13 protein-coding genes and 1 pseudogene are annotated in these 13,848 nt (G+C 59.7%); 8 read left to right on the forward strand and 6 right to left on the reverse strand.

Annotated elements, in window-relative coordinates:
• Nucleotides 1–62: 62 nt before the first annotated feature.
• Nucleotides 63–1,400, forward strand: a complete 1,338-nt coding sequence (locus KQP88_RS04090; protein WP_216704915.1) for a dicarboxylate/amino acid:cation symporter — start codon at nt 63–65, stop codon at nt 1,398–1,400.
• A gap of 27 nt (nt 1,401–1,427) precedes the next feature.
• Here the strand turns inward: KQP88_RS04090 and mksF are convergent, their stop codons facing one another.
• Genes mksF through mksB form a run of 3 tightly spaced genes read right to left on the reverse strand, consistent with a single transcriptional unit; the run spans nt 1,428 to nt 6,221 of the window.
• Entirely contained in the window at nt 1,428–4,250 is a 2,823-nt protein-coding gene (mksF, locus tag KQP88_RS04095; protein WP_200995340.1) for an Mks condensin complex protein MksF, read from the reverse strand.
• Entirely contained in the window at nt 4,247–4,951 is a 705-nt protein-coding gene (mksE, locus tag KQP88_RS04100; RefSeq protein ID WP_117182218.1) for an Mks condensin complex protein MksE, read from the reverse strand. The genes mksF and mksE overlap by 4 nt, the downstream gene beginning before the upstream one ends.
• Nucleotides 4,941–6,221: an Mks condensin complex protein MksB gene (gene mksB, locus KQP88_RS04105; RefSeq protein WP_216704916.1), complete on the reverse strand. Its 1,281-nt coding sequence runs from the start codon at nt 6,219–6,221 to the stop codon at nt 4,941–4,943. The genes mksE and mksB overlap by 11 nt, the downstream gene beginning before the upstream one ends.
• A 144-nt stretch (nt 6,222–6,365) precedes the next feature.
• Between mksB and KQP88_RS04110 the strand changes: the two genes are divergently transcribed.
• The 3 genes from KQP88_RS04110 (at nt 6,366) to can (ending at nt 8,353) form a co-directional block, all read left to right on the forward strand.
• Nucleotides 6,366–7,172 carry an energy transducer TonB gene (locus KQP88_RS04110; RefSeq protein ID WP_216704917.1) on the forward strand — a complete coding sequence of 269 codons (807 nt, stop codon included), beginning with the start codon at nt 6,366–6,368 and terminating at the stop codon, nt 7,170–7,172.
• On the forward strand, nt 7,165–7,617 hold the full coding sequence (gene rimI / locus KQP88_RS04115) for a ribosomal protein S18-alanine N-acetyltransferase (protein ID WP_117166920.1): 453 nt from the start codon (nt 7,165–7,167) through the stop codon (nt 7,615–7,617). Before KQP88_RS04110 ends, rimI begins: the two co-directional genes overlap by 8 nt.
• A 100-nt stretch (nt 7,618–7,717) precedes the next feature.
• Complete coding sequence (can, locus tag KQP88_RS04120; protein WP_038399747.1) at nt 7,718–8,353, forward strand: carbonate dehydratase; 636 nt, start codon at nt 7,718–7,720, stop codon at nt 8,351–8,353.
• A gap of 136 nt (nt 8,354–8,489) precedes the next feature.
• Here can and KQP88_RS25500 read toward each other — a convergent pair whose 3' ends face one another.
• The 3 genes and pseudogenes from KQP88_RS25500 to KQP88_RS04130 form a co-directional block, all read right to left on the reverse strand.
• Entirely contained in the window at nt 8,490–9,368 is an 879-nt protein-coding gene (locus tag KQP88_RS25500; RefSeq protein ID WP_374011528.1) for a methyl-accepting chemotaxis protein, read from the reverse strand.
• A gap of 204 nt (nt 9,369–9,572) precedes the next feature.
• A pseudogene (locus KQP88_RS25505) lies at nt 9,573–10,163 on the reverse strand (MCP four helix bundle domain-containing protein); the annotation flags it as partial.
• 115 nt (nt 10,164–10,278) lie between these two features.
• Nucleotides 10,279–10,932: an HD domain-containing protein gene (locus tag KQP88_RS04130; RefSeq protein ID WP_216704919.1), complete on the reverse strand. Its 654-nt coding sequence runs from the start codon at nt 10,930–10,932 to the stop codon at nt 10,279–10,281.
• 141 nt (nt 10,933–11,073) lie between these two features.
• Here KQP88_RS04130 and KQP88_RS04135 point away from each other — a divergent pair, with 141 nt between their 5' ends.
• The 4 genes from KQP88_RS04135 (at nt 11,074) to KQP88_RS04150 (ending at nt 13,827) form a co-directional block, all read left to right on the forward strand.
• Nucleotides 11,074–11,415 (forward strand): zinc ribbon domain-containing protein YjdM, encoded by a 342-nt coding sequence (locus KQP88_RS04135; protein WP_025258553.1) that lies wholly within the window; start codon nt 11,074–11,076, stop codon nt 11,413–11,415.
• A 124-nt stretch (nt 11,416–11,539) separates the two neighbouring features.
• A complete protein-coding gene (locus KQP88_RS04140) occupies nt 11,540–11,983 on the forward strand; it encodes a thiol-disulfide oxidoreductase DCC family protein (protein ID WP_200995345.1) in 444 nt (147 codons plus the stop codon).
• A complete protein-coding gene (locus KQP88_RS04145) occupies nt 11,976–12,365 on the forward strand; it encodes a DoxX-like family protein (RefSeq protein WP_216704920.1) in 390 nt (129 codons plus the stop codon). Before KQP88_RS04140 ends, KQP88_RS04145 begins: the two co-directional genes overlap by 8 nt.
• Before the next feature lie 253 nt (nt 12,366–12,618).
• Nucleotides 12,619–13,827, forward strand: a complete 1,209-nt coding sequence (locus KQP88_RS04150; RefSeq protein ID WP_216704921.1) for a sugar transporter — start codon at nt 12,619–12,621, stop codon at nt 13,825–13,827.
• Nucleotides 13,828–13,848 lie beyond the last annotated feature (21 nt).

Below are 13,848 nucleotides of genomic sequence, written 5' to 3' on the forward strand. Positions count from 1 at the left end.
AGGGCGACCATCGGTGCGCCTCCTGGCATTTCCTGACAACAATAAAAAATCAGGGCCCCGTCATGAAAAGATTTCTTTCCAAGCTTTATATACAAGTCCTGCTTGCCGTCATCCTCGGCGCCGTCGTCGGTGTGCTGGTTCCTGAAACCGGAACAGCGCTCAAACCCCTTGGCGATGCCTTCATCAAACTGATCAAGATGCTGCTTGCGCCGGTGATCTTCCTGACCGTCGTGACCGGCATTGCCCGCATGGAAAACATGAAGGAGTTGGGGCGCGTCGGCTTTCGTGCCCTGATTTATTTCGAAGTGGTATCGACCCTGGCGCTGGTCCTGGGTCTGATCGTCGTCGATGTGTTCAAGCCGGGTGCAGGCATGAACATCGATCCGGCCACGCTGGACACCTCCAGCCTCGCCACGTACACCACCGCAGCCAAACATGCCACGTTCATGGATTTCGTGATGAACATCATCCCCGACACCATCGTGGATGCCTTCGCCAAGGGCAATGTGCTGCAAATCCTGCTGTTCTCGGTGCTGCTCGGTGTTGCACTGGCGAATGTCGGTCCGCGTGGCAAGGCGTTCGTCGATACGCTGGATAGCCTCATGCACGGCATGTTCAAGATCGTCGGCATGGTGATGCGTCTGGCACCCATCGGTGCTTTCGGTGCGATCGCCTTCACCATCGGCAAATACGGTTTCGGCTCGCTGTTCTCATTGGGCAAGCTGATGGCCTGCGTCTACCTCACCTGCGCAGTTTTCGTGATCTTCGTGCTCGGCCCGATCTGCCGTTACAGCGGTTTCAGCCTGTGGAAACTCCTGCGTTTCATCAAGGAAGAGTTGTTCACGGTACTGGGTACCAGCTCGTCGGAGTCGGTGTTGCCGCAGATGATTTCCAAGATGGAGAAAGCCGGGGTTTCCAAACCGGTGGCCGGGATGATCATTCCGTCGGGCCTGACCTTCAACCCCGATGGGCAGGCGATCTACTACACCATCGCGGCGATATTTATTGCCCAGGCGACCAACACGCCACTGACCCTGACCGATCAGTTGATCGTGCTCGCCGTGCTGATGTTCACGTCCAAGGGCTCGGCCGGTGTGACCGGTTCCGGGTTCATCATTCTGGCTGCGACACTGGCATCGCTGGGGACTATTCCGGTGGCAGGCATGGTGTTGCTATTGGGTGTGGACCGCTTCATGTCCGAGGCGCGAGCCATCACCAACACCATCGGCAACGGTGTCGGCACCATGGCTATCGCCAAGTGGGTGGGAGCTCTGGATACGGAGAAGATGAACAAGGCGCTCAATGGCGAGCAGCAGGAGAGCAAACCTGAGACCGTGGCGCCTGCTGCGACCCCGACCCATGTTGTCTTGCCGGGAATGAAAGGCGCTCCTCAGGTTTGAAGGAGCGCCTCCCGGGCTTCGGCGCTGTTATTCAGCCAGCGCCGGAGCTTCTTGCGGTTTCACCTCTTCACGACGGCGGATGTACTTCCAGTCCGCTTCGTCGATGTAGATGCCATTAGGGCCGCTGCCGCCTTCAAGGTCGATGGCCACGTGGGCCGAGACTTGAGGCTTCACACTCGCCAGGATCGGCACGAAGCCCAGTTGCAGACTGGTTTCCAGCAGGGCGGCCTGGTTCTTCTCGTCGATGTCCGCCGCTTCATCCAGGTAGTACGGCAAGCGCACACGACCGGCCAGATCACGGTCCATCAAGTGCAGCAACAAGTACATGTTGGTCAGCGCCTTGATGGTCATGGTCGTACCGTTGGAGGCGGCACCGTCGATGTCGGTGTGAATGACTGGCTGGCCATGCACCTTGGTGATCTCGAACGCCAGCTCGAACAGGTCTTTCAAGCCCAGCTGGTTGTGGTTGGCAGCAACCAGTCGGGCCAGATATTCCTTGGCTTCCTCGTTCTTGTTGTCCTGCTCGGCGCTCTGAGTCAGGTCGAACACGGACAGGGTTTCACCTTCTTCATACTGACCGGCGCTGTGGATGATCTGGTCGATATGCTTGAGGGCTTCCTTGTTCGGCGCAAGGACTATGCGGAAGCTCGCCAGGTTGGAAACCTGACGTTTGTTGATTTCGCGGTTGAACAGTGCCAACTGGTGCTCAAGGCTGTCGTAGTCGCTGCGGATATTGCGCAGGGTACGGGCGATATCCGTAACGGCTGCACGACGCGCCTTGCCGAGGGTCAGGGCTTCGTCGGTGCGGTGCGCGTAAGCGTTGATCAGCAGTTGCAGGCGACGCTCCACATCTTCTTCGCTGTCGAACTTGGCAACACCTTTGAGGCGCACCTGAGCATACAGCGCTTCAATCTGGCCATCGCTGCGCAGCAGGCTCTGCCAACTGTCCTGATAGTCGTTGAGCAAGGGCAGCAGGTTGTCCATGGAATCGTCTACCGGGTCCATGAACGGCGTACCGAATGGCATGTCCGCTGGCAGCAACTGACGACGGCGCAGTGCGTCATCCAGTGTGCGTTGCTTGGCTTCCATGTCACCGATCTGGCGTGCGACCAGTTGCAGCTTGGCGGACAGTTGCTGGACGCGCTCGGTGAAGGCATCGCTGGAGCGCTTGAGTTCGTCCTGCGCGGCTTCCAGTTGTGCCAGCTCTTCGTGCTTGCCGGCTTCTTCTGCGCTCAGGGTCTGGCAGCGGCGGAAATCTTCCAGCGCCTTTTGAGCGTCCAGGACCTGTTGGTACAGGGCTTCTGTCTGGGTCTTGCTGGCAGCGCGGTCGGCGGCGACGGCCTGCTGGGTTTTCAGTTGCTTGAGCTCTTTTTCCAGACGCTCTTTCTGGTCGCGCAATGCCGCACGATCCGCCAGTGCCTGCAAGGCGGGCGGCTCGATATTCGACAGGTTGATCGACAGACCCGGCACCTGGAACTGGTCACCCTTGAAGCCATCGAGGATGGTTTCCAGAGACTTGACCCACGCATCGCCGTCGTCCAGCGCAATGCCTTGTTCACCCAGCGGCAGGCTGAACAGTGCGCTGTTGAACAGGCGCATCAGGCGCTCGACGTCCGGTTGCGAGAACTCTTCACGCAGGCGTGCATAGCTGTTGTTGTCGGCGTGATCGAGCTGCTGCTTGACCGACTTCAAGCGTTTTTCCAGATCCCGCAGACGCTCTTCCAGATCCTCGGCGCTGAACTGACGGGACTGGGCCAGCGCACCGGCCAGTTCGTCGTGAGCATCCTTGGCGGCCAGCAGTTGCTGCTCCAGCACCTTGACGTCATCGACCAGCGCAAAGCGGTTCTTGAGGACCGACAGCTCGCCGATCCAGCGCTGAATGCTGCTGATCTCACGTTCCAGACGCATCAGCTCCTGAGTGCTGTTGCGCTGATCGTTCTGCATCTCGTCCTGCTGGGCACGGAAATGCTCGGCCTGGGTGACCAGTTCTTCCTTGCGTGCGCTGGAGTAGTCCGACCAGGTGCCGAGCAGCGAGTCCAGCAGAGGCGACAGGCGATGCAGCTTGCCGCGCAGGATGTCGCGTTGCTTGACGCCAGCGGCCAGGGCTTCGACCAGCGGACCGGCGAGCACTAGCGAGTTGTAGTCCTGCTCCATGCGGCGCACATCGCGGAATGCTTCTTCGCAGGCAGCGATGTAATCGACGCTGCCGGAACGCAGGCTGTGCTCGAAAGCATCCAGGAACAACTGCTTGAGTTTGGCGGCAGTGATTTCGCGCATGTGCAGCAGGTTGATGAACAGTGCGCGGAAGGTCTTGAGGCTCTGCTCGCTGGTGGAGCGCAGCGGGATCAGCGTCAGGTCCAGCGGGATCGAGGTATGTCCACCCACCAGCAGGCGACGGAGTTCGTCCGGCTTCAGCTCGTAGGCTTTCAGGCCTTTGCTTTCCAGATTGCTGAACAGCTCTTTCTGGCGAAGGCAGGTGTCGTTCTTCTGGTAATGGCTCAGATCCAGTTCGCCGGCATAGGCGAAGAACTGGTGCCCGAAGCCGCCGCCCGGGCCGCGACCGACCACGCCTATCACGTGGGGGCCGTGGGGCAGGGCGACTTCCACCAGAATGTAGCTGGTGTCCGAGGCGAAGTAGAAACGGCGCGATTGCTCCAGGCTGTACTTGCCGAAGCTCATGTCCGACATGCGCGCCAGAATCGGGAACTGCAGGGCGTTGATCGAAGCACTCTTGCCCAGGTTGTTCGCGCCGTAGACCGACAGCGGGTTTTCCAGCGGGAACAGACCAAGGCTGTAGCCAGCGGTGTTCAGCAGGGCAAAACGGCGGATGCCATAACGTTCCTGGCTCATGCGTCCATCTCCTGTTGTTCTTCAGCGATTGCGCGTGCCAGGGCCTGCTCTTCGGTTTCTTCCTCGAACTCGGTCAGATCCAGCGGATCGTCGGTTTTCAGGAGTTTTTCGTCACTGTCGTCATCGATCAGGATCGGCGTCGGCAAAGGCAGGTCGCTGTGCAGGCTGGCGGCCAGATCACGGTCCTGCTGCACCGACAGGCACACGTCGAGGAAACGGTGCATTGGTGGCAGGAAGCGGTAGATGCCCACTTCTTCACTGGCAAAGCCCAGTTGGGTCATGCGGCGCATGATCTTCTCTTCGAGTTCTTCCTGGGTCTGGACTTCAGCCTGGAGGAACAGATCACGGTATTTATCCAGCATCGAAGGCAACTCGTCGCGGCCCAGTGTGCCGCCGTCGAGCACGGCCATCGGGTCGCGACCCTGGTCGGCCAGATGCTCGACCAGGATGAAGGTGAACAGTGCCAGACGCTGTGCGGTCTTGTTGACCTGAGCGGCGGCCAGTTCCGGGACGAAGTAGTAGAAGCCACGGGTATCGCAGACCAGCTCGAAGCCCAATGCCTTGAACAGTGTGCGGTACTGGTCCTGGGCATTGGAGAGTTGGGCATACAGCTCCGGGTCGCGGCGGCTGATGTGATAGCCCTTGAACAGCTCGCGAAAGATCGGCGCAAGCTGGGACATTTCGGAAAGATCAAGATGCATTGAGGGAGCTCTCGGAATTCTCTGGCTGCTCGTCTCGGGTCGAGAGCAGGGCGAAGGAGCGCAGGCTGACGCGGTGCTCCTGAGTGAAATACTCGCGACGCTCCAGGCGTTCACGGGCGAAGCGCTTGTCACGGGACAGGCGCGAGAACCAGTACAGCAACTCGTCGGTAGCGCCGTTGGGTTCCTGCTCCAGCAGCCAGACCATCAGGTCCGGCATGGGCAGAGCGTCTTCGCAGCGTTCGAGCATTTCCTTGACGGTGCGCGGAGCCTGAGGCGGTACGCCCTTGCGTGCAGTGCCGCTGGCCTTGGGGAAGCGTGCGGGTTTGGGCTCGAAGCGGGCCAGTGCGTAGACATACGCCTCGACCTGGCTGGCGCTGCCCAGAAACGTACTCTGCGGGCGCGTGAACATCGGCATCGCCGCTTGCGGCACGGCATCCAGCCCTTTGCGGCGGATGGCCGACAAGGCCAGTGCGGCACCACGGGTCACGGCGTTATGGCGACGGGCTTCCTCGCGCAGCGGCAGCAGCAGCTCACGTGCGTGGCGCAGGGTGAGCTGGGCGCTGGTCTGCATTTCCAGGATGCGCGCGTGGGTGCGCAGCAGCATGTCGTCGTCCACCAGATGACCCAGACGCTGCTGTTCGGTCAGCAGGCGCAACAGGACGTTCTCGACCTTGCGCACGCCTTGCTCGAATGCTCCGTCGGCGTTGACCAGCTGGATCATCGGTTCGACGTATTCGTCCCATGTCGCCAGTACCTCTGCATAGCGCTGGCGCAGGGGAATCTGGCGGTCGCTGGTCTTGGCGCGATCGGCAACGGCCACCAGTGCCTGTTCGTCGTTGGCGAGCTTTTTCAGGACATCTCGCACGCGCATGTCCAGCAGGCGCAACTGGCGAGCCAGATCGTTGGCGTCGCGAATGTCGAAGGCATCCTGAATGTAACCGGCCAGTCGCTCCAGATGGCGCAGATAGGCTTCGATTTCCAGGCAAAGCCCCAGGCGGTGCTCGCGGCGCAGATAGGACAGGAAGTCATGGATCTGGGCATTGAGCTCGAAACGGTTCGGGCTTTTGGCGACAGGCACCAGAATGTCCAGACGAATCCACACATCCAGCAGGTTGGTGATGTCTTGCGGTGTGCTGTCCAGCTGCTGAGCGGCCAGTTGCAGACGCAGTTCGCTCAGGCTCAGGGTGCCTTGGTCGAAGTGTTCGCATAAAGGCTCGAGTAGTGCCCAGTGCTCGGCAAGGGCGCGCAGGACGCGCTTGGGTTCGATCATTGGTAGGCCGACTGTTGGCAAGTGAAAAGGAGCGATTGTACTGCATCAGCCACTGAAGATTTCACCTCCCGGCGATCAACTGCGGCGCGAATCTGCGAAGAGCGCTAGAATTGCGCGCTTAACTTATCCACAGGTGGCCGACCTTTGCTGAACGAGTCCCGTCGCCGCGCCTATCTGACTGCCATGCAGGTGGTCAATTGGCTGCCGCGCACTGAACTGCCTTTCGCTGCCCCGTCCCGTCCGGAGCTGCTTGCGCCGTTGCCGGTCGAGGTCGAAAGCGTTGCGCCTGTCGTGCCTGAAACGCCGGTTGCCGCCCAATCTCCGGTGGCTCCGAGTGCAGCGCCGGTTGCGCGTCAGGTCGAGCGGCCGAAGATCGAAGTGCCTCGTCCATCTTCCGCCAGCAAAAGCGCGCCAGTGGCTGTGGCAGAAGAGGCCGAGGCTGCGCCTACGGTCAAGGCCGTTGTCGTGCCGCCACCGCGCTTTTCCCTTCAATTGCTGCGGGCCGGGCGTTGCCTGCTGCTGGTGGAGTTGCCCACCGGGCAGCCCTTCCAGAGTCGCGACCCTGCCTATCTGTTGCTCAAGGACATGTTGCGCGCTGCCGGTTTGCCCGACAGCCCGCAGATCATCGGCGAGCCTGTGCGCTGGCCGCTTCTGGTTCGCGGCAACATGGATCAGGGGCCCGATGCAGCGCGTGATTTCGTGCAGGGCTTTGTCGCCGCCCGCCTGGAAGACGAGCCTTGTGCCTGCCTGTGGCTGATCGGCCTGCCCGCCGTGCGCTTTGCCGGTGAGGCCGAGGCCGAAGCTTTCAACCGTGAACTGCAGGTCGAAGGCCTGGGGGCCGCCTGGGCGCTGCCGGGCCTGGAATTACTGATGGACGAGCCGAATCGCAAGGCTGACGTCTGGCAAGCCATGCGTCGGCTGATGGCGCGCTGGAAATCCATAGATGAGTGACGCAATAACCTTCCGGCCCATGACCGAGGCCGATCTGGATGCCGTATTGAAGATCGAATACGCGGCCTTCAGTCATCCCTGGACACGAGGCATCTTTCTCGAAGGCCTGAAATCCTATGACATCTGGCTGATGTTCGAGGGGGCGCAGCAGGTGGGGCATGGTGTCATCCAGGTCATCATCGACGAAGCGCATCTGCTCAACATCACCATCAAGCCGGAAAGCCAGGGCCGTGGCCTGGGCCTGCGCCTGCTGGACCACCTGATGAAGCGTGCCTACCAGCTCAATGGCCGTGAATGTTTTCTGGAACTGCGCGACAGCAATCGGGCTGCGTATCGGTTGTATGAAAACTACGGTTTCAATGAGATCGGCCGGCGTCGGGATTACTACCCGGCTGTCGGAGGACGCGAGGATGCAGTCGTGATGGCCTGTACGCTGCTCGAGTAATCGCCACCGGCGCAAATAGCTCGAAAGTAGTGGCACCTTGGCGTGACTTGGCGTGTGGAGCGCGAGTCAAATCTGGGCATCATTATCGAGGCGTCATAGCATGAACGATCTACAAGACCTGATTGATAACAACGAGCGTTGGGCCGATGCGATCAAACAGGAGGACCCTGAGTTCTTCGCCAAGCTGGCTCGCCAGCAAACTCCTGAATATCTCTGGATCGGCTGCTCGGATGCACGCGTTCCCGCCAACGAGATCGTAGGCATGTTGCCTGGCGATCTGTTCGTACACCGCAACGTGGCCAACGTTGTGTTGCACACCGACCTGAACTGCCTGTCAGTCATTCAGTACGCGGTTGATGTACTGAAGGTCAAACACATCCTCGTGACCGGGCACTATGGTTGCGGTGGTGTGCGCGCTTCCATGCAGGACCGTCAGTTCGGCCTGATCGATGGCTGGCTGCGGACAATTCGCGACCTGTATTACGAAAAGCGTGAAGAGTTGGCGAAACTGCCGACAGAGGAAGAGCAGGTTGATCGCCTGTGCGAACTCAACGTGATTCAGCAGGTGGCCAACGTCGGTCATACCAGCATCGTGCAGAACGCCTGGCATCGTGGCCAGAGCCTGTCGGTGCATGGCTGCATCTACGGCATCAAGGATGGCCGCTGGAAAAGCCTGGACACGACCATCAGCGGCCCTGAGCAACTGCCGCCGCAATATCGTCTGCGTCCGCTGTAAAACCAGCTTGCGGGATCACAATCCGTGGGAGGGGCCTTGGCCGCGACAGCCTGTTTGAAGACGCTGAAAATGTGTTGCCTCCAAGCAGGTCGTCGCGGCCAAGGCCCCTCCCACAATTGGCAGGTCCACGCTGCTCTTAGAGCACAAACCTCTGCACCATCATGTTCAGATCCGTTGCCAGCATCGACAATGCGTTGCTGGCCACGGTGGTCTGTTGTGCGCCGGAAGCGGTCTGGCTGGACAGGTCGCGAATGCTGCTCAGGTTACGGTCCACCTCACCGGCCACCTGGGCCTGTTGTTCGGCGGCGCTGGCGATCATCAGGTTTCGGTCGTTGATGGTCGTGGTCGAGCTGATGATCACTGTCAGGGCTTCACCCGTTGCCGCTGCCTGTTCTAGCGTCTGGTTGGCCTGGGTCGCGGTATGGCGCAGGGCGTTTGCCGTTTCCTGAGTGCTTTGCTGAACGCCGTTGATCAACCCTTCGATTTCCGTTGTCGAGGCGCTGGTGCGTTGCGCCAGAGAACGCACTTCATCGGCGACAACCGCAAATCCGCGACCCGCTTCACCGGCCCTTGCCGCCTCGATGGCCGCGTTGAGCGCCAGCAGATTGGTCTGGTTGGCGATTGCGCGAATCACATCGAGAATGCTGCTGATGTTCTGGGTCCGTTCGGCCAGTCCTTCTGCCTGATGGGATGAGTCCAGCACATTGCTGGTCAGTTCCTTGATCGAACTGATGGTGGCCGACAACCTGTCCCGACCTTGTGCGGCCGCGTGATTGGAGGCTTCCGATTCGGTCACGGTATTGCTGGCATTGCCTGCCACTTCAACCGCTGCCTGGCTCATCTGGTTCACGGCGACGGCGGCCTGTTCGATTTCATTGTTTTGCATCTGCAGGTTGAGCGCGCTGGCCTCTGCGATGGTGCCCATTTCCTGCACCGACTGGGAAAGCTGGGTCGCAGCGGCATAAATCTGGTCGATGGTGCCGTGCAGGTTGCTGCGCATGCGCCCGAGCATCATGAGCAGTTGCGCGGGCTCGTCCTTGCCCTGAGGGATGGCCTGTTCGGTCAGGTCGCCTTCGGCGATGGTGTTGGCGATGTGCAGCGCATGACGCACCGGATGAATGATGCTCACGCTCAAACGCCAGGCCAGCAAAAGGGTCAGTGCCAGGGCCAGTGCGATGGCGCTCAGGGCAATGATGCGGGTCTGGTTGTAGCTGGCGCCAGCGGCTTCGACGGCAGTTGCCGCGCTTTGTTTGTTGAGTTCGCGCAGCAGTTGCACCTGCATGTCCATCAGGTCGCCCTGCAAGGACAGCAGGGTGTTGGAAAGCATCCGCGCTTCGTCCAGCTTGCGTTGTTCGATCAGGCCTATCTCGTCCTGCAGGCCGGGCATGAATGCGTTATAGGCTTCCTGCAAAGCGATGATCGAATCATGCTCGGTGCCAGCAGGCACACGGGCCAGATAGTCGGCGAAGCCTTTCTCGACTTCATTCTTGAGCTGTTCGACATTGATCTTGCTGTTGATCACCGCACCGGGATCGTCGGCATTGGCAATCAGGCGCGTGGTTTCGCTGCGCAGCTTCACCAGGTTGATCGCAATGGCATCGGCCATCGCAATACTGGGCAGGGCGCCGCTTTCAACGGCTTCTCCCTGATTGCGAATGTCTTGCATCTGAAACAGGCAGAAAGCTCCCAGCGCAACCATCAGCAACGAGGTGATGCCGAAACACAGCACCAGGCGCGAAGTGATCTTGAAGCGGCGCAATACCGTCGTTCCGGATTGCTTGCGCAAAAAACGAGGCAGGAATTTTTTCACGGCAAACAACCCCTATAGGCGGCATTTTGAAGAGCCGTTTATAAGGCTGTTGTGTGATGTCTTTATGACATCGAATGGTCTCGGGAGATTTTGGCGTCAAAAATCAGCAACATGCTCAGGATGCGCCTATTTCTTCCATCAACTCATCCAGAAACCGCTTCAGTCGTGCATGCCGGACCTGCGCCATTTGCGCGCCGGTACGGGTCTGGAAGCCATCGGCCAGATTCAGCAGTTTGGTGTGAAAGTGATCGACCGCAAAATGCTTGTCGTCATAAGGCCGATCGGTAGCCTGAGGGTCCTGTGAGTCATAGAGAAAGCCCCCCATCCGTCCCGACACATAGAACACGCGAGCCACGCCCACCATGCCCATGGCGTCGAGCCGGTCGGCGTCCTGCAGGATTCTGGCTTCGAGTGTCACCGGGGTAATGGCTGCCGAAAAACTGTGGGCTTCGATGGCATGGGCCACAGCGGCGATTCGTGTCTCGTCCCAGCCTGTTTCGGTCAGCAGCTCAGTTGCCTTGGCGGCCGCCAGCCGTGAGGCGCTGGCGCGAAAGGGCGAATCCTTTTCGACGCTGACACAGTCATGCAGCACGGTCGCTGCCAGAAGGATTTCCTGATCCCCGCCCTCATGATCGCGAATGGCGCAGACGTTCTTCCAGACCCGCAGCAAGTGAGAGATATCGTGTGAGCCATCGAACCTCTTCGCTTGAGTGTGCGGGATCAGCAATCTGGCGAGGTCTTGAAAGGGAGTGAAACCGGCGTATGTCATCGATGAAATCCTGAAGAAACCTGTACAAGTAAAGCACCCTCTGCAACGGCGTTCGACAGGGTTGCAGATGGCTATCCCCCTGAAAGCGGAAAAACCCTTTATAATCCATGGTTTTTCCCCACCTTCGATGTGAGAAACACTGTGAGCTTACCGTCCTGCCCGAAATGCAATTCCGAGTACACCTATGAAGACGGCGCAATGCTGGTCTGCCCGGAATGCGCCCATGAGTGGTCTGCTGACGGCAGCAGTGCAGAGTCTTCCGAAGATGTGAAAGTCATCAAGGACTCCACCGGCAACGTGCTGCAGGACGGCGACACCATCACCGTGATCAAGGACCTGAAGGTCAAGGGCTCTTCGCTGGTGGTCAAGGTCGGCACCAAGGTCAAGAACATCCGTCTGGTGGACGGTGACCACGATATCGACTGCAAGATTGACGGCATCGGCGCCATGAAACTGAAATCCGAGTTCGTGCGCAAGGTTTGAATCTGCTGCAACATCGCTTGACCTGAACGCCTCGCCGGTCGTTTCCCGACCGCGAGGCGTTGTTGTTTTCAGGTTCATTCTGCCGCGCTGCGGTAAAGTGACGGCTCTTAAAGGAGAGAGCCACATGCCTTCTACCCCCGCGCCTTATTTGCAGGCTGATGAGTGCGTCGTGCTATTCGATGGCGTCTGCAAGTTGTGCAATGGATGGGCGAAGTTTCTCATCCGTTACGACACTTCCCGGCGTATCCGTCTGGCCACCGTGCAGTCCACCGAAGGGCAGGCGCTGCTGAAGTGGGCGGGCTTGCCGGTCGATCAGTTCGACACCATGGCGGTGATCGTCAATGACCGCGCATTGCTGCGCTCCGATGCCTTTCTGTACGTCATGCGACAGATGCCGGCGCCCTGGTCCTGGCTGGTCGCGTTGCGCATTGTGCCGCGCCGCCTGCGCGACTGGGGATACGACCGCATTGCCCTGAATCGCTATCGCCTGTTTGGCCGTTACGACCATTGTCTGCTGCCGACGGCTGACCATGAGCAACGCTTTCTCAAGGCTGCTGCCCATGAGTGAGTTGCAACGCATTGCCTGGGTCGCCCGTGCCGGTCTGGCACTGATGTTTTTCTACCATGGGCTGGTGCCGAAGATCCTGTGGCTCAGCCCGGGTGAACTGGAGATGATCCAGGTCCACGGTTTTGCTGATGCGCGCTGGGTGGCCATGTTGAGTGGCGCTGCGGAAATCGGGCTGGCGGTCTGCTTGCTTTCGGGGTATTTCAAGCGAGCTTCGGTGATTGTCAGTGCGGTCGTGCTGGCCGGGCTGTTGATCGATGTGGCCCTTGTCAGCCCTCACTTTCTGGTTCAGGCGTTCAATCCCGTTTCCCTGAACGGTGCCGGTCTGGCCTTGTGCGCCGTGGTCTGGCTGGCCGAGCGCCCGCAACGAAAGCCGGCAGGCTGAACGGCTACCGGCTGTCACCGCACAGGCTCACGTGTTGTGATCCATGCGATCCAGACGTAGAATTCGCCTCATCTGGTTGTATCCCCCATACCCACAATAATCCACATCGCACGCTGCGCTCGTTCATGCATTCACGAGCGGGGCTTTTTTGCGTTTGTTGCCGAAGGGGGCTGGCCTGATTTTGCGGTACAGGTGCCATGCGGGATTCATATGCATGGCGAACGGCTACTCCTTTGAGCGTTGCACATTCTTGATGAATACCCCTCCAGAGGTTCGTACCGGTAGCTGGCTTGGCGTGATTGCCCTGGCGCTGGCTGCCTTCATTTTCAATACGACCGAATTCGTGCCTATTGGCCTGTTGAGCAATATTGGCGAAAGCTTCGACATGACCACGGCGCAGGTCGGCCTGATGCTGACGATCTATGCCTGGGTTGTTTCGCTGATGTCCCTGCCGATGATGCTGATTACCCGCAACATCGAGCGGCGCAAATTGCTGATCTGCATATTCATGTTGTTTGTCGTGAGCCATATTATTTCGGCCACGGCTTCAAGCTTCGGCATGTTGCTGGTCAGCCGTGTCGGCATTGCCTTCGCTCATGCGATTTTCTGGTCGATCACCGCATCCCTTGCCGTGCGCATTGCGCCGCCGGGCAAGCAGGTCCAGGCATTGGGCTTGCTGGCAACAGGCACTTCGCTGGCCATGGTGCTGGGTATTCCGTTGGGCCGCGTGCTGGGCGAGGCGCTGGGGTGGCGCACGACCTTCATGGGGATTGCCGGGATTTCCGCACTGACCGTATTGCTGCTGAGCCGTACGCTGCCGCTGTTGCCCAGCCAGAACTCCGGCTCGCTCAGAAGCCTGCCGATCCTGTTCAAGCGTCCACGGCTGGTAGCCATCTATGCACTGACCGCGACCGTCGTCACTGCGCATTTCACCGCTTACAGCTACATCGAGCCCTTTGCCCAGACCGTGGCGCATCTGAGCGGCGAGATGACGACCGTGTTGCTGCTGTTGGCCGGTGGCGCAGGGGTTATCGGTTCCATCGTGTTCAGCCTGTTCAGCAGTCGTTTCCCCAATGGCCTGTTGATCGCCTCCATCACGCTGGTTGCGCTGTGCCTGCTGATGTTGCTGCCGTTCTCGAGTCAGGCGGCTGCCCTCGGTTCATTGAGTGTCGTGTGGGGCATGGCCATGATGTGTTTCGGGCTGGTGCTGCAGGCCAGAGTCCTGACCCTGGCGCCGGATGCCACCGATGTGGCGATGTCCCTGTTTTCGGGCATCTTCAATATCGGGATCGGCGGCGGTGCCCTGCTGGGCAGCGTGGTGAGCAGCCAGTTGGGCGTGGCAAATGTGGGGATCGTGGGCGGCCTGGTGGCCGTTGGCGGGTTACTGCTGTGCTGCGTGAGCACTTATCTGTTCAGCAGGCAGGATTCTGCTGCTGCGCTGCAGGTCGACAGCAAGTGTTGACCTGATCGGGGCTGTTGAAGA

Source organism: Pseudomonas lijiangensis, from assembly GCF_018968705.1.
Classification (GTDB): Bacteria; Pseudomonadota; Gammaproteobacteria; order Pseudomonadales; family Pseudomonadaceae; genus Aquipseudomonas; species Aquipseudomonas lijiangensis.

Excerpts from the sequence above, each read along its gene's own strand:
- KQP88_RS04090 (WP_216704915.1), top strand. The coding sequence starts at position 63 with ATGAAAAGATTTCTTTCCAAGCTTTATATACAAGTCCTGCTTGCCGTC.
- mksF (WP_200995340.1), bottom strand. The coding sequence starts at position 4,250 with ATGAGCCAGGAACGTTATGGCATCCGCCGTTTTGCCCTGCTGAACACC.
- mksE (WP_117182218.1), bottom strand. The coding sequence starts at position 4,951 with ATGCATCTTGATCTTTCCGAAATGTCCCAGCTTGCGCCGATCTTTCGC.
- mksB (WP_216704916.1), bottom strand. The coding sequence starts at position 6,221 with ATGATCGAACCCAAGCGCGTCCTGCGCGCCCTTGCCGAGCACTGGGCA.
- rimI (WP_117166920.1), top strand. The coding sequence starts at position 7,165 with ATGAGTGACGCAATAACCTTCCGGCCCATGACCGAGGCCGATCTGGAT.
- can (WP_038399747.1), top strand. The coding sequence starts at position 7,718 with ATGAACGATCTACAAGACCTGATTGATAACAACGAGCGTTGGGCCGAT.
- KQP88_RS25500 (WP_374011528.1), bottom strand. The coding sequence starts at position 9,368 with ATGATGCTCGGGCGCATGCGCAGCAACCTGCACGGCACCATCGACCAG.
- KQP88_RS04130 (WP_216704919.1), bottom strand. The coding sequence starts at position 10,932 with ATGACATACGCCGGTTTCACTCCCTTTCAAGACCTCGCCAGATTGCTG.
- KQP88_RS04140 (WP_200995345.1), top strand. The coding sequence starts at position 11,540 with ATGCCTTCTACCCCCGCGCCTTATTTGCAGGCTGATGAGTGCGTCGTG.
- KQP88_RS04145 (WP_216704920.1), top strand. The coding sequence starts at position 11,976 with ATGAGTGAGTTGCAACGCATTGCCTGGGTCGCCCGTGCCGGTCTGGCA.
- KQP88_RS04150 (WP_216704921.1), top strand. The coding sequence starts at position 12,619 with ATGAATACCCCTCCAGAGGTTCGTACCGGTAGCTGGCTTGGCGTGATT.